The sequence below is a fragment of the Streptomyces sp. NPDC002935 genome (assembly GCF_040611295.1).
GTDB lineage: Bacteria > Actinomycetota > Actinomycetes > Streptomycetales > Streptomycetaceae > Streptomyces.
Genome location: NZ_JBEXNW010000004.1, coordinates 74,071 through 97,700, shown reverse-complemented (window position 1 = coordinate 97,700; position 23,630 = coordinate 74,071). Strand labels below are relative to the sequence as shown.

21 protein-coding genes and 3 pseudogenes are annotated in these 23,630 nt (G+C 72.0%); 12 read left to right on the top strand and 12 right to left on the bottom strand.

Features of this window, described 5'->3' with window-relative positions; genetic code table 11:
- Positions 1-275: 275 nt before the first annotated feature.
- From ABZX90_RS06335 to ABZX90_RS06325, 3 genes and pseudogenes are all read left to right on the top strand, one after another.
- A pseudogene (locus ABZX90_RS06335) lies at positions 276-595 on the top strand (rodlin); the annotation flags it as partial.
- 313 nt (positions 596-908) lie between these two features.
- Positions 909-1,166 carry a chaplin gene (locus ABZX90_RS06330; RefSeq protein ID WP_351128417.1) on the top strand — a complete coding sequence of 86 codons (258 nt, stop codon included), beginning with the start codon at positions 909-911 and terminating at the stop codon, positions 1,164-1,166.
- 135 nt (positions 1,167-1,301) lie between these two features.
- Positions 1,302-2,366, top strand: a complete 1,065-nt coding sequence (locus ABZX90_RS06325; protein WP_355201876.1) for a chaplin — start codon at positions 1,302-1,304, stop codon at positions 2,364-2,366.
- Positions 2,367-2,446: 80 nt separating this feature from the next.
- Here the strand turns inward: ABZX90_RS06325 and ABZX90_RS06320 are convergent, their stop codons facing one another.
- Complete coding sequence (locus ABZX90_RS06320) at positions 2,447-3,718, bottom strand: FAD-dependent oxidoreductase (RefSeq protein ID WP_351128413.1); 1,272 nt, start codon at positions 3,716-3,718, stop codon at positions 2,447-2,449.
- On the bottom strand, positions 3,718-5,214 hold the full coding sequence (locus tag ABZX90_RS06315) for an ATP-grasp domain-containing protein (RefSeq protein ID WP_355201874.1): 1,497 nt from the start codon (positions 5,212-5,214) through the stop codon (positions 3,718-3,720). Before ABZX90_RS06315 ends, ABZX90_RS06320 begins: the two co-directional genes overlap by 1 nt.
- Before the next feature lie 192 nt (positions 5,215-5,406).
- Between ABZX90_RS06315 and ABZX90_RS06310 the strand changes: the two genes are divergently transcribed.
- Positions 5,407-7,236: a glycosyl hydrolase gene (locus ABZX90_RS06310; RefSeq protein WP_355201872.1), complete on the top strand. Its 1,830-nt coding sequence runs from the start codon at positions 5,407-5,409 to the stop codon at positions 7,234-7,236.
- A 22-nt stretch (positions 7,237-7,258) separates the two neighbouring features.
- Here the strand turns inward: ABZX90_RS06310 and ABZX90_RS06305 are convergent, their stop codons facing one another.
- The 9 genes from ABZX90_RS06305 to ABZX90_RS06265 all read right to left on the bottom strand — a co-directional run bounded on the left by ABZX90_RS06305 (position 7,259) and on the right by ABZX90_RS06265 (position 18,034).
- Entirely contained in the window at positions 7,259-8,308 is a 1,050-nt protein-coding gene (locus tag ABZX90_RS06305; protein WP_355202343.1) for a GNAT family N-acetyltransferase, read from the bottom strand.
- Between the two features lie 74 nt (positions 8,309-8,382).
- Positions 8,383-9,039 carry a lipopolysaccharide biosynthesis protein gene (locus ABZX90_RS06300; protein ID WP_351128407.1) on the bottom strand — a complete coding sequence of 219 codons (657 nt, stop codon included), beginning with the start codon at positions 9,037-9,039 and terminating at the stop codon, positions 8,383-8,385.
- A 16-nt stretch (positions 9,040-9,055) separates the two neighbouring features.
- Complete coding sequence (locus ABZX90_RS06295; RefSeq protein WP_351128405.1) at positions 9,056-10,168, bottom strand: glycosyltransferase; 1,113 nt, start codon at positions 10,166-10,168, stop codon at positions 9,056-9,058.
- The gene (locus ABZX90_RS06290; protein WP_351128403.1) at positions 10,168-10,929 is read right to left on the bottom strand and encodes a polysaccharide deacetylase family protein; all 762 of its coding nucleotides are present in this window, start codon (positions 10,927-10,929) and stop codon (positions 10,168-10,170) included. Before ABZX90_RS06290 ends, ABZX90_RS06295 begins: the two co-directional genes overlap by 1 nt.
- Positions 10,913-12,619: a lipid II flippase MurJ gene (locus ABZX90_RS06285; protein ID WP_355201869.1), complete on the bottom strand. Its 1,707-nt coding sequence runs from the start codon at positions 12,617-12,619 to the stop codon at positions 10,913-10,915. Before ABZX90_RS06285 ends, ABZX90_RS06290 begins: the two co-directional genes overlap by 17 nt.
- Positions 12,620-12,780: 161 nt before the next feature.
- Positions 12,781-14,193, bottom strand: coding sequence for an O-antigen ligase family protein (locus ABZX90_RS06280; protein ID WP_351128399.1), 1,413 nt, complete (start codon positions 14,191-14,193; stop codon positions 12,781-12,783).
- A 4-nt stretch (positions 14,194-14,197) separates the two neighbouring features.
- Positions 14,198-15,634, bottom strand: a complete 1,437-nt coding sequence (locus ABZX90_RS06275) for a sugar transferase (RefSeq protein WP_355201866.1) — start codon at positions 15,632-15,634, stop codon at positions 14,198-14,200.
- Complete coding sequence (locus tag ABZX90_RS06270; protein ID WP_351128395.1) at positions 15,631-16,830, bottom strand: glycosyltransferase; 1,200 nt, start codon at positions 16,828-16,830, stop codon at positions 15,631-15,633. The genes ABZX90_RS06275 and ABZX90_RS06270 overlap by 4 nt, the downstream gene beginning before the upstream one ends.
- Positions 16,831-16,870: 40 nt before the next feature.
- A complete protein-coding gene (locus ABZX90_RS06265) occupies positions 16,871-18,034 on the bottom strand; it encodes a DUF3344 domain-containing protein (protein ID WP_355201864.1) in 1,164 nt (387 codons plus the stop codon).
- Positions 18,035-18,350: 316 nt separating this feature from the next.
- Here ABZX90_RS06265 and ABZX90_RS06260 point away from each other — a divergent pair, with 316 nt between their 5' ends.
- From ABZX90_RS06260 to ABZX90_RS06225, 8 genes and pseudogenes are all read left to right on the top strand, one after another.
- On the top strand, positions 18,351-18,590 hold the full coding sequence (locus ABZX90_RS06260) for a chaplin (protein ID WP_351128391.1): 240 nt from the start codon (positions 18,351-18,353) through the stop codon (positions 18,588-18,590).
- 466 nt (positions 18,591-19,056) lie between these two features.
- Positions 19,057-19,359 (top strand): hypothetical protein, encoded by a 303-nt coding sequence (locus ABZX90_RS06255; protein ID WP_351128389.1) that lies wholly within the window; start codon positions 19,057-19,059, stop codon positions 19,357-19,359.
- Between the two features lie 84 nt (positions 19,360-19,443).
- A complete protein-coding gene (locus tag ABZX90_RS06250; protein WP_351128387.1) occupies positions 19,444-19,683 on the top strand; it encodes a chaplin in 240 nt (79 codons plus the stop codon).
- Between the two features lie 164 nt (positions 19,684-19,847).
- Positions 19,848-20,345: a DUF5949 family protein gene (locus ABZX90_RS06245; RefSeq protein ID WP_351128385.1), complete on the top strand. Its 498-nt coding sequence runs from the start codon at positions 19,848-19,850 to the stop codon at positions 20,343-20,345.
- Positions 20,345-20,974, top strand: coding sequence for a vitamin K epoxide reductase family protein (locus tag ABZX90_RS06240; RefSeq protein ID WP_355201861.1), 630 nt, complete (start codon positions 20,345-20,347; stop codon positions 20,972-20,974). Before ABZX90_RS06245 ends, ABZX90_RS06240 begins: the two co-directional genes overlap by 1 nt.
- Positions 20,975-21,091: 117 nt before the next feature.
- Positions 21,092-21,606, top strand: a pseudogene (locus ABZX90_RS06235) (hypothetical protein).
- Positions 21,607-21,855: 249 nt separating this feature from the next.
- Positions 21,856-22,167: pseudogene (locus tag ABZX90_RS06230) on the top strand (tyrosinase cofactor); the annotation flags it as partial.
- 190 nt (positions 22,168-22,357) lie between these two features.
- Positions 22,358-23,224: a tyrosinase family protein gene (locus ABZX90_RS06225; protein ID WP_351128381.1), complete on the top strand. Its 867-nt coding sequence runs from the start codon at positions 22,358-22,360 to the stop codon at positions 23,222-23,224.
- Between the two features lie 105 nt (positions 23,225-23,329).
- On the opposite strand, the gene ABZX90_RS06220 is transcribed toward ABZX90_RS06225, so the two are convergent.
- Positions 23,330-23,605: a chaplin gene (locus tag ABZX90_RS06220; protein WP_351128379.1), complete on the bottom strand. Its 276-nt coding sequence runs from the start codon at positions 23,603-23,605 to the stop codon at positions 23,330-23,332.
- Between the last annotated feature and the right edge of the window lie 25 nt (positions 23,606-23,630).

Sequence of the window (23,630 nt, the reverse complement as noted above, 5' to 3'; positions counted from 1 at the left end):
TGCTGATCCCTTCTGGAGAAACCCCGTCCACCGGAGCGACCTGGACAACTGGGCCTGGGCCGCATAGTTGCTCCGATTCACCCCAATGGCCTATATGGGCGATGTGACGGACAAATCCTCGGTCATGGGTTCCATGAATTCGGACGGACTGAGCGGCCCGATCGGGTGACGTTACGCAACCAGTCCCGCCGGCTCCGGTTGAGGGGGGCGGGAATAGGTGTCACCGCCGGGAAAGGCCCCGAGGAAATGGCCAAGAAGGCACTGGTCATGACACCGACAACGGCGTCACCACGGTGAACGGGAACGGTGCCGGACAGTCGTACGGTAACGCCCTGACCAAGGGCGACATGAGCCCCCAGCTCTCGCTCGCGCAGGGCACGCTCAGCAAAGCTCTGCGTCGGCTGCCGGCCCAGGTCGACGCGAGCTCGGTCCTCGGCCGTACCCGATCACCGCTGTTCAGGGCGTGCCGATCCTCTCCGCGCGGCAGAACCGGCAGTGCGCCGAGAACTCCACGCAGGCCAAGGGCGACGAGCCGCTGTCGCACATCGCGGACAACGTCCCGGTCCTGTCGGGCGACGGCGCCGGCCACAACTGACCCTCCGCCCGGGGCCGGACCGCACGTCTCGTTCGGGCGGGCGGTCCGGCCTCGACGTGTGTTCTCGTCGTATAAATGAATTCAGTTCCTGTCGAGTTGACATTCCCGACCCGGGTGAAACGCTTCCTCTTCGGAAGGAGCGTTTCGCCTGCCGTGAAGCTCCCGTGCCGATTCGGTGCGGGGCGATTCGAGTGAATTCCTCATTGGCCTGCGCGCCGCAGTTTCTTCGGCCGCCCATCCGTCGTTTACAGCCCGCAGGTCATGGTGCGAGCCACTCGAGTTGTGCTCGCTCGGTTTCGGCCGACAAAGGGGCATGGCCGCAGAGAAGGGAAAGCACGTGAAGCACAAGAAGAGCGCTGCTGTCGTCGCCGGCGCGATCATGGCCCTGGGCATGGCTGCCCCGGCCTTCGCCGACGCGGGTGCCGAGGGTGCCGCCGTCCACTCTCCCGGCGTCCTCTCGGGCAACGTGATCCAGGTCCCCGTCCACATCTCCCACAACGTGTGCGGCAACTCGTTCAACGAGTTCGGCCTGCTGAACCCGGCGTTCGGCAACCGCTGCGCCAACGACTGACGTTTCGGCACTTCAGCCGCTTCGGCTGTGCCACGGCCGGCCTGGGCGACCTCTTCGGTCCTCAGGCCGGCCTCCTCACTTCTACCAGCAGGAAGACAAACAAGAGTGCGACAGAACCTGAGTAGGGGAGTGGTCGTGGCCGCGGCTGCGACGGGCATCATGTCCCTGTACGGCAGCCCGGCCTTCGCGGACTCCAACGCGGCCGCGACGGCCTCGAATTCGCCGGGTGTGGCGTCGGGAAACAACGTCCAGGTTCCGGTGAACGTGCCGCTGAACGTCTGCGGCAACACGGTCGACGTCGTCGCCGCCCTCAACCCGGCGTTCGGCAACTCCTGCGCCAACGGCTCGGGTTCGTACGGCCGGCACGCCGCGCCGCACGACGCCGCCCAGCACGATGCCGGGCCCCTCCACGGCTCGGGACACGGTGCCGGGCACAGCGGCGCCGGCCATTCGGGCGGCGGCTACGGCGGCCAAGGCGGTGAGCACGGCGGCCACAGTGGTCACTCGGGCGGTGGCCACGGCGGTGAACACGGCCGTCATGGTGGTCACTCGGGCGGTGGCTACGGCGGTGAGCACGCCGGCCAGAGCGGATATGGCGGTCATGGCGGTGGACCCGGCGGCTACGGCGACTCGGGTCACGGCCACTCCGGATACGGGGAAACCGATCACGGGCACTCCGGTCGCGGAGGCCCGGGGTACGGCGACTCGGGCGACCGCCACGGCGGCTGGAGTGGCTCCTCGTCGTACGGCGGGGCCCACGGTTCGCCCGGTGTCCTGTCGGGCGACCAGGCCGCGGCTCCGGTGGACGTTCCGGTCGAGTTCTGCGGCAACAGCGTGGACGCGATCGGTCTGCTGAACCCCGTGTTCGGCAACGAATGCGGCCATCACCACGCGCCGGAGGGCCACGCGACCACCCCGCACCACTGCACTCCGCCGTCGACCCCTCCGCACACGCCCCCGCGGACGGTCCACGAGCACCCGCCGACGCGGACGCCGTACACGCCTCTCGTGTACACCCCGCCCGTGAAGGTCCACGAGCAGCCCCCCGCCCCGCCGATGGTGCACCGGCAGTACACCCCGCCCCCGACGCTGGCGGAGACCGGCGGTGAGGGCCTGCTCGCCACCTCGGCCGCCAGCGCCGCCCTGCTGGCGGGCGGCATCGTGCTGTACCGGCGAGCCCGGGTCGCGTCCCGTACGTGACGTTCCGCCCCGGGAGCCGGACGCGTCCCCGCGCCCGGCGCCCGGGGCGGTCCGCGCGCCCGCCCGGTGCGCCGCCGGCGTCAGTGCCCGGTGCCGAGCCCCAGGTCCGACCCCTGCCGACGGCGTCCCCCGGGTGCCGGAATCCGCCCGCCGGTCGGCCCCGTGCGCAGCCGCCGTCGTACGCCGCGCACGAGCGTGTCCGCCGTGAAGCCGGCGCCCTGCACGAAACGCATCGCGGGGCCGAAGCCGGAGGCGGTGATCAGGCCCGCCATGAAGAGCCCCGGCACCGACGACTCGAAGTCCCGGCCGATGTAGGGGGAACCGTCGGGCATCGCCGCCAGCTCGGCGCGCAGATCGTCGGCGAGCAGGCCGAGTCGCTCGCGCCGCGCCCTGAACCCCGTGGCCGCGATGACGTGGTCGGTCTCCAGACACGTCGGCGTGCCGTCCCGGTCCACCGTCTCCAGCCGTACGCCGATGCCCGAGGTGTAGGCCGACGTCACCTCGTGACCCAGCATCAGCTCGACCACCGGTTCGACGCGGTCGCGCACCCACCAGGCACCCGCCGGGCCGAGCGCGGTGGCCGCGATCCGCGTCCGGGTCGGTTCCGGGAGCCGGCGGAAGAGGCCGGGGCGCTCGGCGTAGAACCAGTTGCGCCAGCCGCAGCCCAGACCGCTGTGCGGGGCGCGGGCGGACCGCCACCACGACCGCTCCAGGGCGGGCGGCAGGTCGTTCCAGTTCAGCCGGTCGGCGCGGGCCAGGACCCTTGCCCTGGTGCCCTGTTCGGCGAGCAGGGCCGCCGTCTCCAGGGCGGCCTGGCCGCCGCCGATCACCGTGACGTCATGGCCCCGGAAGCGGGAGAGCTCGCCGTGACGGCTGCTGTGCGACATCTGCTCGGGTCCGAGGGCGCTCAGCGCGGCCGGCACCTCGGCGAAGGGCATCACGCCGATGGCCAGGGCGACCGTGCGGGCGCGCAGCACCTCACCGTCGTCGACCAGGGCCTCGAAGCCTCCGGGGCAGGCCCGCACGCGTACGACCATGCGTTCGTCCACGGCGGGAACGGCGTTGCGGGTGAACCACAGTCCGTAGGAGGCGAACATCTCGACCGGGATCGGCTCGCCGTGCCGGGCTTCGACACCCCGGCCCGCGCAGTACGTCTCCAGACGCCAGCGGCGTTCGGGGTCGGAGAGACTGGACGCCCACGGCTCCGACTTCAGGAACATGCCGCGGGGCATGTGGTCCCGCCAGGACGCCATGGGGCGGCCGAGGACGCGCAGCTTCAGCCCGGCCGCCGCGGCGTGCGAAGCGATGGACAGGCCGTAGGGGCCGGCTCCCACCACCAAGAGGTCGTACATCAGCAGCTGCTCGCTTTCTCGTCGTCGGCAAGGGAGCGGTACACATGGCCCGCCGGCCGGGCGGTCAACGGGGCGGGTACCTGGGCGGAGCGGGGGTCCTTGCGCGCAACTGGTCCGCCGCGCGGTCGTACGACGGCCGGGTCCGCGCTGGTGATGACAGGCCGCTCCATCACGGCCGCCGCCGCGTCCGCGGCCTCGGGCACCGTCACCCCGGGCGCCCCGGTCGGCTCCCGCGGCTCGGCCGTAGTTCCGACAGGCTCCGTAGTTCCGACAGACTCCGTCGTTCCGGCCGTCTCCGCCGCCGCGGCCGGCCTCCGCAGCAGGCGGCCCACGCGCCGCGTCAGGCGCAGTGACACATGGCGGGCCCACAGACCCCACATCGCCCGCCCGGGGGCGCGGTCGTCCCGTGCGTGCCAGGCCAGTTCGCGCCCCGCGGACCGGGGGCGCAGCGCGCCGAGCGGCGCGTAGTTCTCCACCACGAACGCGCGGCCCGGCCGGGGTGCCGGTGCGGGCAGCGGACGCCGCGTCAGATCCAGGTGCAGTGCGCGTACGACGTCCAGACCGGCCCCGTCCTCGAAGAGCCGGAACTGGGCGCCGGGGCGGGGGTTGAAGTCGAGAAGGTGGTAGCGGCCCGTAGCGGCGTCCCTGCGGAAGTCGAGGTCGAAGACGCCGCGGTAGCCGAGGGCTTCGGTGAGCCGTTCGACGAGCGCCTGGAGCTGCGGGTTGGGCGTCCAGCGGCCGACTGCCGTGAGGCCCGCGCCTCGGGGCCAGGCGCGGTGTTTGCGGCCCGGACCGCCCCCGTGGGTCACCCCGGACCGGGCGACGTATCCGTGGAAGAACCAGTCGAGGTCGGGGCCCGGCGGCAGGAAGGCCTGGAGCAGCAGTCGGCTGCCCGCGTCCTCGGTGCGCAGATACAGTGCCCGCGCCTCCTGGACCGAGTGGACCACCATCGTGCTGCGCAGGCCCGTCCCGGCCGGGATCAGCCAGGGGCGGCTCCACTTGGCCACCACCGGCAGCCCCAGCTGCCAGGCAGCCTCGGCCGCCTGCGCCGGGCTCCGCGGAATCAGGGTCACCGGGTGCGGAACTCCCACGCTCTCGCAGACGGCGGCCAGTTCGGCCTTGTCGGCGACCCGTTCGGCGAGGGCGTGGGGCTGTTCGGGCAGCAGATACCCGACGGTGAGTTCGTCGCCGAGACGGTTGACGGCGAGGGCGCTCGCGTCATCCATCGGGACCAGTACGGCACGGCGGGAAACCCGGGCGGCCACTCGGCGCAATACGGCGGCGATGTCCGCGGTGGATGAACCGGGCGGGGGCGGTGGATGCATCCCGCTCACAAAGCGCGATCTGCGGACGGGACTTCCCTCGGAATCGGCGACGACGTGGACCTCCACACCGGCTCTGCCGAGTGAGCGTACGGCTCCCAGCGTTCCGTGGTGAAAGGGATTCCGGTCGATGCGCAGCAGGACGGCGGGGACCCGGGTGTCGAGAATCGGCACGGGCTTTTCCTTCGGATCGGGAACTCGGTCGTGAGGAACCGGGGACGGACGTGGTGACCGGGCGGGTCACCCGTGCGAGTGATCATCGGGGGGTGGGGGACGAAACCCCGGTTGGCTGAATGGGCATTCATATGACTGAGTGTCAGTAATCGGACATGGAATCCGAGGACCAAGAGGGAGAGAGGAGCAGGCATGGCCCCGCAGCAACAGCGGCCCCGGAGCGGAAGGCTGGCGTTCATCGCGGCCGGCATCGTCACGTCGGTCGCCCTTGCGTCCGGTTCGGCATACGCCGTGGGCGTCGGGGCGGTGCGGGTCGGTGACCCGCCGGCTCCGACACCCACGGTGGCGACACCGCCCGCGAACTCGTCAGCCACCGGCGGCGTTCCGGCCGCGACCCCGCCGTCGGCACCCGCGCCGAAGCCCACCGGGCCGATCACGACCGTCGCGGTACCGACGCGGCCCGTCACGACCGGCGTGAAGCCCACACCGCCCGTCAAGCGGGCCCCCGCCGAGCCGCCCGCGTTCGGCGCCTACCTCGACTACGGGGCCGGCGGTATCGCCGGCATCGAACAGTTCAGCCAGTGGCTGGGCGGCACCGAGCTGCGGGTCGGGCACACATATCTGCCCGGCGACCTCTGGAGCAACATCGAGGGCGCGCCCGGATTCCTGGATGGCTGGGCGGACTGGCGTCGCGAGCGGGACGACCGGATGCTCGTCCTCAACGTCCCGATGATGGAGCGCAACGAGGAGGGGCTCTCCGACGGCCACGTCCGCCTGTTGCTGCGGGAGGGCGCCGCCGGAGCCTTCGACCACCATTTCCGCGCTCTCGCCGAGCGGCTCGTCCAGCTGAACGTGCCCGACACCGTCATCGTGCTCGGCTGGGAGATGAACGGCACCACGTACACCCATCGCTGCGGTCCCGACCCGGAGGCCTGGAAGAAGTACTGGAACAGAATCGTCACCGCCATGCGGGCGGTGCCGGGACAGAAATTCCGGTTCGACTTCGCCCCGAGCCGCGGCCGGGACGATATTCCCTGGACCGAGTGCTATCCGGGGGACGACACGGTCGACATCATCGGCATGGATACGTACGACCAGCCGTCGGGGCTCTCGTTCGACGAGCAGGTGAAGGAGCCGTACGGGCTTCAGGAGCAGGTGGACTTCGCCAAGGCCCACGGCAAGTCCATTTCCTATCCCGAATGGGGACTCTTCCACAACGGCGACAACGCGGAGTACGTGAAGCGCATGCTCGCGTGGATCGACGAGCACAAGCCGCTGTACAACACGCTCACCGACTACTGCCCGCACGGTGTGTGGCAGTGCGGGGACAACCCGCAGGCGTCCCAGGCCTACCGTGCCGCGCTGTCCCACTTCACCGACCCGGCCACCGATCCGGTCACCGATCCGGTCACCGATCCGGTCACCGATCCGGCACCGGACCCGACGCCGACACCTGAGCCGGCCTCCACGCCTACGCCGACACCGACGCCCGAGCCGGCCTCGACCGCGACGCCCAAGCCGACCCCGACCCCGACCCCGACCCCGGAACCGGCTTCGACGCCGACGCCCAAGCCGACCCCGGAACCCGCCTCGACCCCGACGCCGACCCCGACGCCCAAGCCGACCCCGGAACCCGCCTCGACGCCGACTCCGATCCCGGCCTCGACCCCGACGCCCGAGCCGACGCCAACTCCGACACCGGCCAAGACTCCGACATCCGAGCCGACTCCGACGCCGACTCCGACGCCGACTCCGACGCCGACCCCGACCCCGATGCCGACCCCGTTGCCCGAGCCGGCCTCGACGCCGACACCTGAGCCGGCTTCGCCCACGACGCCGACGCCCACATCCGAGCCGGCCTCGGACGCGACCTGTTCGCCGCTGGATCTCGGTGACTGGGTGGAGTCCTGGATCGGCGGGAAGGTGTGCGTGCCCCTCGACGAGTGGTCGCGCGACTGGTGGTCGCGCGACTGGTGGTCGCGCGACTGGTGGTCGGGCGACTGGTGGTCGGGCGACCGGTGACACCCGGGTGGCGGCGGGTCGTTCAGGGCCTGCCGCCACCGCGCTCCCTCCAGATCCGCAGCAGCTCCTTGCCCCGCCGGCGCGCGTCGACATCGCAGACGACCGCCGCCATCAGCGGCGCCGTACGTCGGCGGGCGAGAAGCAGTCGCTGGTTGACGACGGGATCCGGGCGCCAGTGGTGTTTGTAGGGCTCGTCGCCGCGCAGCAGGCTCAGTGCCCCGCGGCCGCCCGCCTCGGTGTGCCGGGAGCACGCGTCGAGCAGCATCACCGCCACATCCGCCTTGCGCTCGCGCAGCCGCGGATGGGCGCCGTACAGATAGCCGCCCGCCAGACGGCGCGACAGCAGGGTGAGGTCCACGGCCATCACGGTGTCGTCGAGCCGGAACTCGGTGACCACCGCGTCCCCGGACCGCACCATCGGACCCACCGAGCGGACCAGATGCTCCGAGAACCGCTCGTGGAGGTGCTCGGACGTCACCTTCCGGCCCTCCCACTGCAAGCGGTGCAGTTCGAGGAGACGGCGCAGGGCCGCGTCCACCTCGTCGTGGGTCACCACCCGCTGTTCGACCCCGAGCGCGGTGAGTTTGCGCAGCTTGGCCCGGACGCGCTGGGCCTTGGCCGAGGGCAGTCGGTCCACCAGTTCGTCCATCGACGTGGCCGGCAGCTCCAGGCACAGAGAGTCCCGGACCTGGCGGCGCGGTCCGCGCCAGCGCTCGTAGATCCGTTCCACCGCGGCGCCGGGGCGGACCTCGCGGAAGTCGATCAGCGCGGTGCGGGCGGCGGCCGACAGGCCCTCGGCGAGCGCCGCGGCGGCCCGGTCGGCGTGCTCGTCGTCGAGGAGCACGTCCGCGTAGTCGGAGATCGCCCCGCCGAGCGGCACGAGCGCGGGCAGGAGACGGCGGACCAGCATCAGCGGCGCGACCGCCAGCAGTTCATCGCCCTCGCGCACGACCACCAGACGCAGGCGCCCCGGCGTTCCGTACGACAGCCACCAGGAGTGCAGCCATGCGTGGCTCTGGAACGCGGTGGCGGCGCCGCACCGGCGGTACAGGCGCCCCCAGGCCGGCGCCATTTCGGCGAACTCCCGCTCACCGGTGACGAGTTCGGCTCGCGCAGCCCTCCGCACACCGGTGTGGAGCGTCCCGCTCACAGCTGTCCGTGCACATCGGCGGCAGTGGCCGGGCTCGGCACGGAGGCCGGGCGGGCAATATCGGTGGACCGCCGGGGACGGACGAGCAGCACGAGACCGCCGAGCAGGCCGCCCGCACTCGCGCCGACCAGGCCCGTCAACTTCGCGGGCGCCGAGGACGCCGAGGTCGGCTTCACCGCGCGGGAGAACGACAGGAGTTCGACGTGGGTGCTCTTCTGACTGGCGTTGGCGTGCTGGATCAGCGAGCGGGTGACGGCGTTGGCCATGTCGGCGGCGCGGTCGGAGTGCGAGGAGGTGGCGGAGACGGCGACCATCGGAGCGTCCGGGGAGGTCGCCGTCCGCACGCTCGTCTGCAGTGTCTTCACCGGCACACCGGCCCACACCTGCGCGTCCCCGAGCACCGCGAGCTGCGTGGCGACCCGGCCGTACGCCTGGGCGAAACCGAGCGCGGCCGACGGGTCGCCCTGTTCGGTCGGTACGGCGATGACATAACTCGTGGCCGTGTAGGCCGGGGTCTTCACCACGCCGTACGCGCCGCCGAGCAGGCCGCCGAGCACGGCTCCGGCGGCGAGCAGCGACCACGGCGGCATGGTCTTCGCCCGGGCGAGGGCCGTTCCCTGGGAACGGTGGCCCCTGGTGAGGTTTTCGGACATGAGGAACTCACTCCAGTCAGGTGCGCGAGACAGCGGCCGCGTACACGTCCATGAGCTGTGCGGCGCTGCGGGTGATGCAGTAGTGGTGGGCGGCCTCCGCGGCCGAGCGGGGGGCGGGAGGCTCCGCGCGGACGCGGGTCAGGGCGCGGGCGAAGGAGTCAGCGCCGCCCCCGACCCGGACAGCGCCGCGGGCCGCCTCGGGCGGCAGGTCCTCGACGGCCGGGCAGGAGACGTACCGCACCGGCAGCCCGGCCGCCATCGCCTCCACGACGGCCAGCCCGAACGCCTCCTCGGGGCTGGGCGAGGCGAGGACGTCCATGGCCCCTATCAGCGACGGCAGATCGGCGCCGGGAGCGCCGCCGATAGGGCGTTCGCCGGTGAACAGCACCCGGTCCGCGACCCCGGCGTCGTGCGCCGTGCGTCGCAGCAGGCTCTCCTCCGTGCCGCCGCCGACCAGCAACAGCCAGCAGTCGCCGGGCAGTTCGGCCAGCGCGCGGATCAGGACGTCGAACCGCTTGCCCGCCGCGAGCCGTCCGACGCCGCCGATCACGTACGCGCCCTCCGGCAGCCCGAGCCGGCGGCGGGTGCGTTCGCGCAGCACCGGGTCGAAACGGAAGCGGGCGAGGTCGACGCCGTTCGGCACGATCTCGATCCGGGGCCCGGGCACCCCCCAGCGGCGCAGCCGTTCGGCGACCGTGGGGGAGACGGCGACGGTGGCGCGGCCGAGCCGCTCGCTGGCCAGATACAGGGCGCGCACGCCCGAGCTGAGCCGGCGGCCCTCCATCTGGGAGTCGCCGAGCGAGTGCTCGGTGGCCACGACGGCCTTCACTCCGGCCAGCCGGGCGGCGAGCCTTCCGTACACGCAGGCCCGGTAGAGGTGGGTGTGCACGAGGTCGTAGCGACCCGCGCGGATCACCTTCACCAGGCGGGGGAGCGCGCCGAGGTCGCGGTTGCCGGTCATGCCGAGATGGATGACGCGCACACCGTCGTCGGTGAGCCCGTCGGCGACCGAGCCCGGGTTCGTGAGCGTCACGACGTCGCATTCGACGGGCAGGTGCCGGAGCAGCAGCCGCAGTTGCTGCTCGGCGCCGCCGACGCCCAGACCGGTGATGATGTGCAGCGCCTTCATCAGACCCCCTCGGCCGGGCGTCGGCGCAGACGGTGCAGCTTGTACTTCAGGAACAGGCGTACGGGGGTGTCGTTCTCGCCGATGTGCACGCGGGGGAGGGCGTACGGGCCGGTCAGCGGGCCGGGGTCGATCGCGCAGCCGTAGCTGTACCCGGCGTCGCGGACAGCGTCGACGACCCGGCCGTCGATGGTTCCGTACGGGTAGCAGAAGCCGTCGACGGGAGCACCGATCACATCCGAGAGCACCGCTCTGCTCTCCGCGACCTCGGCGTGCAGCACGGTGTCGTCGGCCTTCGTCAGATCGACATGGGTGAGTCCGTGCGAGCCGATCTCGATGCCCTCGGAGGCGGCGGCGAGCCGGATGCCCTGCTTGCTCAGCAGTGGCCTGCGGGGGCCCAGCGGATCCCAGGCGTTGTCGCCGCCGAGCCGCCCGGGCAGGACGAACAGGGTGGCGCCGAAGCCGTGGCGCAGCAGGAGGGGCAGGGCGGTCTCGACGAAGTCGGCGTACCCGTCGTCGAAGGTGAGGCCCACCAGATCCTGCCCCTGGCCGCGGGCGCGGGCCGCGAGCAGCTCCGTCATGCGGACACCGCGCAGCCCGCGCCGGCGCAGCCAGCCGAACTGCTGGCCGAGGCGGTGCGGGGAGACCGTGATTCGGTAGGGGTCGTCGGAGCAGTCCCCGACGGAGTGGTACATCGCCACCCAGGGCGGAGCGTCGAGGGAGCTCGTGCCGGTACGTCTGCTGCTGTCAGCGGAAACGGGCATACGGAACCCTTCGTGTGACGGAACGGAGTGCGGATGCGAACCCCTCGACCCGGAGGGCCCAGGCCAGCAGGGCGAAGACGACGGTCACGACCGTGCCGCCGACGACGAGTCCGAGCAGCGGGGAGTCCACGCGGCTCGCGCACAGACCCCCGGCCGCCGCGGCGGCCAGTGCGGCCCGCAGTGGTTTGCCGATCTCGGACACCACCGCGCGGGTGCGGATCGGCACACTGCGCGGCCCCATACCGCGCAGCAGGAGCAGGGCGCTGAGGGTGATGCCGATCGCGTTGGCGACGGCGATCCCGCACACCCCGAAGGGGCCGACGGCCAGGACGCCGATCCAGGAGGTCGCGATGATCCCGGCGGTCATCGCGAACAGCGGGTACCAGGTGGGCCGCCCCGAGGAGAAGTAGGAGCGGGCGAGCGCGCCGACCAGGGTGTGTCCCAGCAGCCCGAGGGCGTACACCCGCATGACCGCGGCCGTGGCCGCCGTGTCCTGGGCGGTGAACGCGCCCCGCTGGAACAGGAGCTGGACGATCTGCGGAGCACACGCGACGACCGCCGCCGTGCCCAGGAGCACCGTGCAGGAGACGAGCGCCAGATCCCGCTCCACCCGGTCGCGGGCCCGCTCGGTGTCGCCCTCGGCGATGGCCTGCGCGACCACCGGGAAGGTGACCGTGCACAGCATCAGCGAGAGCACCATCGGCATCTGGGCCACTTTCTGGGCGTAGTTCAGATGCGAGATGGCTCCGGCCGGCAGCGAGGAGGCCAGGAAGCGTTCGACCAAGACCTGGGCCTGCCGGCACAGCGCGAAGAGCAGGACCGTGCTGATGAGGGTCAGATCCATCGGGCGGGCCGGTTCACCGGCCAGGGCGTCGTTCGCCGCCTGCCCGCGCCGGAGCTGCCGCCACAGCGAGGGTCCCTGCGCCACCACCATGAGCGCGCCGCCGACCGCGACACCGAAGGCCGCCGACCGTACGCCCCAGCGGCCGCCGAGGACGAACATCGCCGCGATGATGCCGGCGTTGTACGCCACGTAGATCGCCGCCGGGGCCACGAAGCGCCGGTGTGCCCGCAGGGCCGCGCTGCAGTACCCGGCGAGTCCGAAGGAGAACACACAGGTCGCGGTCAGCCGGGTGCAGTCCACCGCGAGCCGGGGATCGGGCAGGCCGGGCGCGAGCGCCTCGACCAGGTACGGCGCCCCCGCGATCAGCAGTGCGCCGACGACAGCGAACGCGAGCGTCAGCCGGGGCAGGGTGGCGGCGACCAGCGCGCGTACGGGATCACCGGCGGCGCCTTGTGCGCGCCGCGTCGCGGCCACGCTGAACGCCGGGATCAGCACGAAGGCCAGCCCGTCCTCGATCAGCAGCGTCGCCGCGAACTCCGGCACCGTCCACGCGACGAGGAACGCGTCCGTGTCCGACCCGGCCCCGAACAGATGCGCCAACGCCTGATCCCGGCCCAGGCCCAGCAGGGCTCCGGCGATCGAGAGCGCGACGGTGACGAGAGCGGCCCGGGCGAGAAACCGGTGCGAGACCGGTCCGCCCTGATCCTGAGGTTCCCGGGAGCCGGGGGGCTGTGCGGCGGCGGAGCCGGAAGGAGAGACGGTGGAGGAGCGGGAGGCGCGGGCGGAGGGCAACGGGACGGCGGACTCGGCCCCGGTCCCCGTGTCGGCCCCTGTGCCGGTGCTCATCCCCGGCCCCGTGCCCGTCCCCGCACCCGCAGCCATGCCTGTCCCCGCCCCCGCAGCCATGCCCGGCCCCAAGTCCGTCCCCATGCCCGGACCCGTGCCCGTCCCCGTCCCGAAGGCCGTGTTCGCGTCCGGGCCTTCCCCCGCCCTGGGAGGCGTCACCGTCATCGCGCCGCGGCCTCTTCCGGTACGGAGGAGGCCGGCGTCGTCGCGTCGGCGCCGGCCGGAGTCGACGGGTCCATCAGCGCCCACCAGCCGACGAGGCCGAAGACGACGGCCGTCAGGACGGTCGAGGGGCCGCCGATGTCCGCGTACACGAAGTCGATCAGCTGCCAGACGAGCAGCCCGCACGCGACGAGCGCGCAGTCCGTGCCGGGCGGGGTCGGGCCCGAGGTGAGGCCGGGCCCCGGGGGGTCCGATGGTGTGCGGCGCACCCGGACGAGCCCGCGCAGTGCGCACACCAGGAGCGCGAGCCAGCTGCCCGCGAGGGCGAGCAGCCCGATCAGGCCCTGTTCGCCGAGGACGAGGAGATACATGTTGTGGGGCGAGAGCAGCGGCTGCTTGCGGAAGGCGGCGCCCGCGCCCGCGATGTCGCTGCCCGAGGAGAGGGCGAGCGAGGCGTGACCGTCCCGGTTGTCGGGGAAGCCCTTCAACCCGACCCCCGTCAGCGGGTGTTCGCGCCACATGTCGATGGCCGCCGCCCACATCGTGTACCGGTCGACCACCGACTGGTCCGGCGCGTCGGCGACCTGCGTGATGCTGGTGATGCGCTCCTGGAGCATCGCGGTGCCGACGCCCAGCCCGCCCACGAGGATCACCCCGGCCGCGGCCACCATCGCGCCCACCTTCACCGCGCGCCGCAGTCCCGCCAGCACCAGTTGCGCGCCGCAGGCCACGGCCGTGGCGATCCACGCGCCCCGGCTGAACGACAGCGCGAGCGGCGGCAGCAGTGCCAGCGCGCACAGCACGGCGACGGCGCGCTGCCGCGCCGTACTCGTCCCGAGGGCCAGCGCCACCGCGCACACCAGCCCGAACGCGACCACCGACGCCATCCCCATCACATCGGTCGGCCCGAACGTGCCGACCGCCCGGACGTCCTCGCCCTGGTACGAGGCGCCGGTCCCGGTGACGTACTGCCGCACCCCGACGGCTCCCTGCCACAGCGCCAGACCGACGAACGACCAGGCCAGCAGCCGGAAGTCGCGCCGGTCGCGCACCAGCAGCAGGACCGCCGCCGGTACCAGCACGAAGATCTGCAGATAGCGGGTGAGGCCGGTGATCCCGGCCCCCGGGTCCGCCGCCCCGGCCGCGGCGACCGCGATGCCCACCACGGGGAGTCCGATGACCAGGGCGGCGGCCGCGGACAGTGGGCGTCGACGGGCCCGTACGAGATGGATCACGCAGCAGACCACCACGAGACCGGACATGGCGTCCGCGATGTTCGCGCCGCCCTCGCCGCTCGGCGCGATCGGCAGCCCGAGCAGCGCGATCACCGCGACGACGGGCAGCACCGGCAGCGCGCGCCGGAGGGCGGCCGTCAGGGTGTCCAGCGGGGTGGCGGGCAGGGCGTGGCTCATCGGCTCAGCTCCCCGTCGGGCGGACGAGCGCGGCGGCCGTGCGCAGCAGGATGCAGATGTCCTGCCACAGCGACCAGTTGTCGATGTACGCGTTGTCGAACCGGCAACGGTCCTCGATCGAGGTGTCGCCGCGCAGCCCGTGCACCTGGGCGAGTCCGGTGATACCGGTCTGCATCCGGTGACGGGCCGCGTAGCCGGGGTAGGTCTGGCTGAACTTGGTCACGAAGTACGGCCGTTCGGGGCGCGGTCCGACCATGCTCATGTCGCCCCAGAGGACGTTCAGCAGCTGGAGCAGCTCATCGAGCGAGGTGCGCCGGAGGAAGTGGCAGAAGGGGCTCATCTCCTGTTCGTTGGCCACACTCCAGCGGGTCGCGGCCTCGTGCGCGTCGACCGGGCGGTGGGTGCGGAACTTCAGCAGCGTGAACGGTCGCCCGTCCTTGCCGATGCGCTCCTGCCGGAACACCACCCCGGGCCCGTCGCTCAGCCGCAGGACGACCGCGCACACCACGAGCAGCGGACTGACCAGCAGCAACAGCGTCCCGGAGACGGCGACATCGAGGAACCGCTTGCCGATGCTGGTGTGCCGTCGGGCGATCGGCAGCCTGCGGCAGGAGAAGCCGGCCAGCGTGTGCCGGCCCCGCCCGTCGTACGACGGGGAGTCCGGGTCGACCTCCCACAGCTCGCAGCCCGCCTCGGCCAACGCCCGCAGCATCGGACCGCGTTCACCGGGCGGCTCCACCACGAGTACGACCCGCACACTGTTCTGGATGAGCGCCCGCTGCACCTCCTCGCCGGTGGTGAGGACCGGCAGCCCGTCGACGCCGGCCGGCTGGCCGGAGACGACGCCGACCGGCCGTACGCCGCAGCCCGGATGGCGCAGGAAGGCCGAGGCCACCCGCTGCGCCGTCCCCGCGGGACCGATCACCAGGGCGGCGCCGGGGCGCAGCACGAGGGCCCGGCGACGCCTCCAGTGCACCGTGCCGCGGCCCGCGCAGCTGATCGCCGACTGCGCGGCGCACCCCAGGGCCAGCGTCCGGGCCGACAGCGCGCCGTCGGGGGCGAACGCGGAGACCAGAGCGGCCAGCGTGCACCAGGTGACCGCGATCCGCGCGCAGACGGTGGGCAGTTCGTCGAGAAGGGCGGGCACGGGCGCCGGGCGGTACAGCGACGCCCGCGTGTTCAGCGCCATCACGCCGAACAGCAGCGCGACGACGAACATCGGGTGCCGCTGGATCTCCGGGAGACCCTGCCCGGTCGCCAGCGCCGCGACGGCGTCCACGGCGGCCAGCGGCAGCAAGTCGGCGTGCCGGGCGGTGGTCCGCTGCCCGGCCGGGAATCTGAAACCGCCGCCGGGCTCGCGCGGGGGCATGACCGAGACGGGCGAGGATCCGTACTCCCGGGGCTGTCCGCCGGGGGAGGGAACGGTGCTTTCCGCAGTCACGAGTGGATGGACTCCCTGCACTCGGTGTGGTCCCCGCACATGTCGCTCCCGGCGTGCTGCGCCTCTCGGCCGGCCAGCAGTTCGCGGTACAGCCCCGCGACCGCGTCGGCAGTGAGACGCACGTCGTGCGTGGTCAGTACGTGGCGGCGCCCCTGGTGACCGAGCGATTCGCGCAGCAGCGGATCGGACAGCAGCGCGCCGATCGCCTCCGCGAGCGGCTCCGGCTGCCCCGAGGGCACCAGGCAGCGGGCGTCATGCCCCGGCGGCAGGCTCTCGCGGGCGCCGTCCACGTCCGTCATCACGACCGGACGCCCGCAGGCCATGGCCTCCAGCGGAGCCAGCGCCATGCCCTCCCAACGGGACGGCAGCACCACCAGATCGGCGGCCTGGTACCAGGGCACGGCATCGGCGGCGGCCCCCGCGAACAGCACGTCACGCGGCGCCCCGGTGCGCAGCCGCGCGGCCTCCGGTCCGTCTCCGACGAGCACGAGCCGGGCCGTGGGCACCCGCGGCAGCACCGAGGACCACGCGTCGAGCAGAACGTCCTGCCCTTTCTGCCGGCACAGCCGCCCCACGCACACCACCAGCGGGGCCGCCGGATCGACCCCTTCGAGCAGCGGGATCGCGGCTCGTACGGTGTCCACGGCCGCGGGGTGGAAACGCTCCGGGTCGACGCCGTTGGGGATCACCCGCCAGGGGGCGCGCACTCCGGCGTGCACACCGGTCGTGCGCTCCGCCTCACTCACACACACCACCCGGGAGGCCCAACGCGCCCCCCACCGTTCCCACCGCAGCGCGAGTGCCGCGGCGGCACCGTCGACGGCCTCGAACGACCAGGCGTGCGGCTGGAACACCGTGGGAATCCGTCCGCGCAGCGCGAGCCGGGCGGCCAGCCCCGCCTTGGCGCTGTGCGCGTGCACCACGTCGGGCCGCACCCGCGCCACCACACGGCCGAGCCGGCGTACCTCCTGAGCCAGCTGCGGCCCCGGCGCACGCGTCGCGTGCCAGGGCCGTACGTCCGCGCCGAGCGCCCGCACCTCCCGGGCGAAGCCGTTGCCGTCCGGGCAGGCGAGGGTCACCCGTGTTCCGGCGGCGAGTTGTGCCCTGATGAGGTCGGTGACCACCCGGGCCACGCCGCCGTCGATCGGCTGTGTGACATGAAGGACCCGCGGCGGAGGGTCTGTTGGCAGATGCATGCGCGGTTCCTTGCTCACGGGCGGCGCGCCGGGGCGCGCGTCACTGCTTCGCGTCGACGGCGGCGAACAGTGCTCCGACCCAGGCCGCGTCCCGCTGCGAAACGATCCGGAAGGCCAACTGGTCACCCCCGCGGCGAATCCCCTTGCCGAGTTCGAGGACGTCCGAGTCGTAGCCGAGGGTGTTCGAGTAGGCGGGCACGCGTTCCATCGCGGCCGCTCCGGGCCCGCCGATGGTCGAATTCAGTACGTCGTCCCGGGGGTTGGCGGAGTCGCCCAGCACGGTCGGTGTACCGCGGCCCGTCGAGACGGCCAGCGAGTCGCCCTTTCTGCCGCGGTCGCCGTTGTACGCGACCAGGCCGACCCGGCCCCGCACGAACTCGGGAAGGGCCAGCCTGCCCAGCGAGACGACCTGCCCCTCGCGCGGGCCGAGCTTCTCGAAGCCGTCCCAGATCGCCAGATGCCTGAGCGGCTCCGCCTTCCTCTCGTACGCCACCATCAGTGTCCAGCCGCCCCACGCCCCGGCGGCGGACCGGCCCTTGGCCACATTGACCTGGGCCACGGTGTAGAGCCCCGAACGGCTCGCCCGCACCATCCTGGTGACGTCCGCCGAGGCCTGGAACGCGTCCGCCCCGCCTGCCGCCCGGTGTCCGACCACACGGTCCGCGAGCAGATCCTTGTACGCGCCGCCGGGCTCGGCGATCAGCACCCGCCCGTTGTCCTTCGGCGGCTTCTGCTCGCCGACGCGGAGGTTTCCGCCCCAGTACAGGCGCGCGTACGTGACGCGTGCGCCCTTGGGCAGACGGACCTCCGCGCGGCTGGAGTTGTAGGTGTTCGGGTCGTTGTCGACGTCGATGTAGAACATGTCGAAGTCGTCGTTCGCGGCCGCCGCGCCCTTGCGTGCCGCGGGGCAGGCGGGCGCCGTGACGCGGGCCGTCCCGGCTGTTTTCGCGGGGCCGTGGGGCCGGGCGGGCTTCGTGGAACTCCGGCAACTGATCGAGGAGTTCGCGGCCCGCACGATTCCGCCGTGCTGGAGTGCGTGGTACCGCTGCGTGAACGCGAGACTCTCGGCCTCCGCGGCGGGCGGCTGCGCGGCGGGTGGCGCCGCGGTCGCGGGGCCGCCCGCCGCCCAGAAGGTGGAGAAGATGGCGAGGGCGGAGCAGCCCACGATCGCACGGCGCAGCAGCAGGCCCGGGGAATTACGCATGACCGGCGGTGCCCTTTCGGCGGAAAAGGTTCTGGACCAGCGGACGGACGGAAATCTGCGGAGCAGAGGGGTGCGCGCCGGCTCCCCGTCCGTTTCCGACGCCGGTCGACGCCTGTTTCCAGGCGCCTGGGAGGTGCCCGACTCTAGCTGTTGTCCTTATTTATCCGTGAAAGCAGGCATGTGTGTCGGAATCGTGAAGCTCGGCCGTTTGCGAGATCACCCCTTTGGAGGCACAACCCGCGTGTGCGCCGCGCGTTGAATCCAGAGCCGGGCATCCCGCCCGGATGTTGTGTCGATTTCCAAGGAGCACTTCTCCATGTCGCGTATCGCGAAGGGCCTGGCCCTGACCTCCGTTGCCGCCGCCGCAGTGGCCGGCACCGCCGGCATCGCCGCCGCCGACAGCGACGCGCACGGCGCGGCCGCCCACTCCCCGGGCGTCCTGTCGGGCAACGTCCTGCAGTTCCCCGTTCACCATGCGGTCAACCTCTGCGGGAACACCGTCAACACCCCCGGTCTGCTGAACCCCACCTTCGGCAACACCTGCGTCAACGGCTGACGTCAGCGCGGACCCTTCTGCCGGCCGTCCACCCGAGAGGGAGGGCGGCCGGTTCGCGTTACCCCCGAACGGGGGATGCGGGTTCAGGTGTCCGGCATGGCTCCTCACCTGGGGTGTTGGCGGTGGTAACGGCGCGCAACGGCCAGCTCTCCGCCGACCAGGCGGCCACGCTCGGTCAGGCCGCGAAGGACGTGATCGCCAAACTCACCGCGGCGGCTCCGGTGGCACCGCCCGTCGCGCAACCCGTCTGCCGGCCGCCGCGCCGACCTCTCCGGTCGGCACGGCGGCCGGCGGCGTGCGGGGACTTAGCGGCGTGCGGGGACTTATATGAGGATGCGACGCGCCGTTCATCCGGGTGGGGTGCAGGAATTTCCTGCACGTGGAGTTTCCGTCGCGTTCGGGGCTCGTTAGCCAGCGCGAAGAGGAATTCCCTCTGGTGACATGAGTCGCCGAAGAAAGGAACACGATGAAGTCCCTCAAGGCCGCCGCTGTAGTCGCCGGGTCCCTGGTTGTCGCCGGTGCCGCCGCGCCCGCGTTCGCCGCCGGAGCCTCCGACCTCACGCCGTCCAGCCTCAACGGCGCCCTGGAGACCGTCACCAGCCAGCGTTCGCTCAGCGTGCAGGACGTGATGCCCCTGCAGCACCAGTCGAACGCGCTCGACACCGAGAACAAGAACTCCCCGCTCAGCACCGTGAGCGGGGCGACGAAGGCGCTCAACGCGGCCGGCGGCCCCTCGCAGCTCCTCGGCGGGCTTCCCCTTCAAGGCTAGTCGTCTCCTTTCGGCGCGTGTCTTTCCGCAAGGCCGCCGGCATTTCCCTAGGCTCTGGATGAATCTCCGAGGAAAGGGCTGGCGATGAACACCGCCAAGAAGGCCGCGCTGATTTTCGCCACCGCCGGAATGGCCGCGGGTGCCGCCGCGGGCAGCGCCGTCGCGGACTCCGGTGCCGAGGGTGCGGCAGTCAAGTCCCCGGGTGTCGCCTCCGGCAACGTCATTCAGGTCCCCGTGCACGTTCCGGTCAATCTCTGCGGCAACACCGTCAACGTCATCGGCGCGCTGAACCCGGCCTTCGGCAACGCCTGCTTCAACGACTGACGTCGTACGGCCGATGCGGCGAAAGGGCCGATTCCGCGGTTACGGAATCGGCCCTTCGCGGTGTTCGAGTCGCGTCCCTCGTTCGTGTGGTCACCCGTCCGGTCATCGCCCGGGCGGGTGATATCGGGTCCGAACCCGAACGGACGCGTCGATAAGGTTCCGCGGTGACCTCAACCTCAAGCGACATGCGCCCTCTTCGGCTTGCCGATCTCGGCACGCTCGCCGTCATGGCTTTCAGCGGTGAAGCCCCCGACGGCGACATGCCCTATCTCCTCGCCTACTCCCTGGGCGACGGCGAAGGCGGCCCGGAAGGATCGGCGGCCGCCATCCGGCAGCTGCTGATCGACAACGGACTGCCCGTGGGCGACACGCTCATCGACGGTTCCCGGCACCCGAGCCTGCCGCTCACCCTGCTCGTCGAGGCCGGCCAGGCCGTCGTCAGCATGCCGCACCTCAACGCCCAGTGCATCGCTCCCCAGGAGTGGCTCGCCGCGGTGGGTGAACGCGGCTACGCCTACTTCCTGTTCGCCACCCGCGCCTGGCCCGTGGCCCAGCCCGGCAAGCCCGTCGCGCCGGAGGACCTGACCGCCTTCGCGGGCGACGAGGAGACCCTGCTCAGCGCGGCGCACGTGCTGCTGCCCGCGCGCAGCCTGCGCGGCTGATGACGGCCGCCGCGGGACGGGGGCCGAGCGGCGGGAGCGGTGCGCGGGGACGCACCGTCGGCAGCAGCCGTGCCCTCGCCCTGCTGCTGGTGATCACGGGGGCGGCCGGCCTGCTGGCCGCGTGGATCATCACGATCGACAAGTTCAAGCTGCTGGAGAACCCGAACTTCGTACCGGGATGCAGCCTGAACCCGGTCGTCTCCTGCGGCAACATCATGAAGAGCGACCAGGCCTCGGCCTTCGGCTTCCCGAACCCGATGCTGGGCCTGGTGGCGTACGGCGTCGTGATCTGTGTCGGTGTGAGTCTGCTGACCGGTGCGGGATTTCCGCGCTGGTACTGGCTGACCTTCAACGCGGGCACGTTCTTCGGCGTCGGATTCTGCACCTGGCTCCAGTTCCAGTCGTTCTACCGGATCAACTCACTGTGCCTGTGGTGCTGTCTGGCGTGGGTCGCCACGATCATCATGTTCTGGTACGTCACATCATTCAATGTACGGAATGATTTTCTGCCCGCACCGGAATGGCTGAAGGGATTCCTCGCGGAATTCACCTGGGTTCTTCCGGTCCTGCACATCGGCGTCATCGGCATGCTGATCCTCACCCGCTGGTGGGATTTCTGGACGAGCTGATCTCCGTATCGGACGACTAATGGGTCCGTCGGGGGAATCTTGAGCTGATGGCGTTCCCGGAATCGTTACGCGGTACGGACGCTGAGCCCCCGAATCCTGAAAGGGACCGTACCTGAGATGAAGCCGACCACACGAGCAACTCTCGCCGCCGTCATGACCGGTGTGGCGGTGGTGGTGGGCGCCGCCGCAGCCCCCGCCGTCGCGGCCGAAACGGTCCCCATCCCCGTGCCGCTGAACGGTGTCGAGCAGGCCCTCAACCTGAAGGCGCCGAGGATCGCGGGTGAACTGCCGGTGCCCCTGCCGGGCGGGCTCGAGGGACCCCGGTACATCGAGGGCCGGATGATCCCCGAGCGGGCCGTTCCGCAGGTGCCGCTCAGCGGCGGGCTGCCCGGGGCGGACGTCCGTACGCCCCTCCCGCACATCCTCGGTGACGGTTTCGACCACCTAGGTCTCGCCGCACCGGCGGCCGACCTGCGGACGCTGACCCCGGGCTGTCCCTGGACACCCCGCTCAGGGTGCCGAACTCCGGCAACCTCGGCCTTCCCGAGCTGAAGCTCCCTCAGGCCGCCGTTCTCACACCGCTGCTGAAGACCGTGCCGGGGGCGAACCTGGAGATGGGCTCGGGGGCCTAGCCCCATCCGGGGGAGCAGGCCCGGGCGTCCGGACCGGGCCTGCCGACCGAACCAACGGGGGTCGCCGTCGTTGAACCCTGCTGAAGCCGGCCGAATCCGCCTGAATCCGTCGAGGAGAGAAGCATGTTCGTCAACTGGGTGTCGAGCAGAGTGCCGAGGCGAGGTCCGGGCCGTGTGCCGGCCGACCGGAGGCGCGGCCGTGCGGCGGCACGTGTGGCGGGTGGAGTGACGGTGACCCGGCGCGGTGCGATGCGGGGCCTGCTGGTGTCGGCCGTCGGCCTGGCGCTGGCCCCGGTCGTCGCGGCCTCGCGGCCGCCGCGTCCCGACGACCTTTCCTTCGACGAGGTGTACCGCGGTCGGCACATCCTCGGCACGAAGAGCGGTTCGGACGGCCGGGCCGCGTTCGCCGGTGGGGAGTGGCAGGTCACGGTGGACGGCCGGCCGCTGCATCTGATGCGCCGCGCGGACGGCAGCTACCTCAGCATGGTGGACCACTACGAGTCGTATCCGACACCGCTGGCCGCGGCGCGGGCCGCCGTCGACGAGCTGGGTCCCGCAGAACACCTCCGGGGCATGGACGGCGAGGAGGGCGGCGCGGACGCGCGCGGTGCGGACACGAGCGGTGAGCGGGGGACCGACGCGGAGGAGAACGGCGTGGCGGTGAGCGGCGCGGGAGGCGGCGACGCGGAGGAACGCGGCATCGGCAGGCGCGGTCTGGAGGAGAGCGGTGCGGAGGGGAGCGGCCACCACCATGGTGTACACCCGTAAGGACGTCAGCACCCTCACGAGCGCGGAGCGGCGCCGCTTCGTCACCGCGATGCTGAAGCTCAAACGCCGCGGAGAGTACGACGAATTCGTCCGGATGCACATCGAGTACTACGTCTCGGACGGCGACGGCGGACTGCGCGCGGCCCACATGGCGCCCTCCTTCCTGCCCTGGCACCGGCGGTTCCTGCTGGAACTGGAGCGGGCGCTGCGCCGCGTGGACTCCGGGGTGAGCGTGCCGTACTGGGACTGGACGCGGGACCGCACGCCGACCTCCGCTCCGTGGACCAAGGATCTGCTCGGCGGCGACGGGCGGCGCTCGGACCGGCAGGTCATGACCGGACCCTTCGCCTACGCGCAGGGCTCCTGGACGATCAAGGAAGGGGTGACCGACGGCGAGTTCCTCACGCGCCAGTTCGGGCGCCCGCAGGAGCCGCTCCAACTGCCCACGCGGCGCGAACTGGACTCCGCCCTGGAGGACCCCGTCTACGACACGGCTCCCTGGAACTCGACGTCCACACGGGGCTTCAGGAACCGGCTGGAGGGGTGGGGGCGCGGGTCCGGCAACGCCGCCTGGGGCAACCACAACCGCGTCCACCGCTGGGTCGGCGGCCACATGCTGGGCGGCGCCTCCGTCAACGACCCCGTCTTCTGGCTGCACCACGCCTTCGTCGACCTCCAGTGGGCTCGCTGGCGGAAGCGGCACGGCGGCGCGCGCTATCTGCCCGAGCGCCCCCCGGGTCTCGGCAACTCCCAGCACGGCCGCATCGTCGCCCGGCACGAGAAGATGCCCCCGTGGGGTGTGACGCCGGACGCGATGGAGGACCACAGCGGCATCTACCGGTACGCGTAGCAGGCACCCGGCGGCACGGGCGACGGGCATCCACCGGTACGCGTGACTGCCACGACAAGGCCCCCGGCAGTGACTTCCTGCCGGGGGCCTGTCGCCTGCCTGGGCTCAGTTGCCGTAGCCGCCGTGCTCCTTGTGGTGGCCACCGTCGTTGACGCAGGTGTTGCCGAAGGCCGGGTTCAGTAGACCGGGGAGGTTGACGGTGTTGCCGCACACGTTGACCGGCACGTTGATCGGGGCCTGGATGACGTTGCCCGAAAGAACACCGGGGGAGCCGACGGCCCCACCCTGGGCGCCGGCGTCAGCCATGGCCAGACCGGCCCCGCTGAGCGCCACGGCACCCGTGCCCACGGCGACTGCGGCGGCCTTCGCGATGCGAGACATCACGTTCTCCTTTGACTCGATGAGT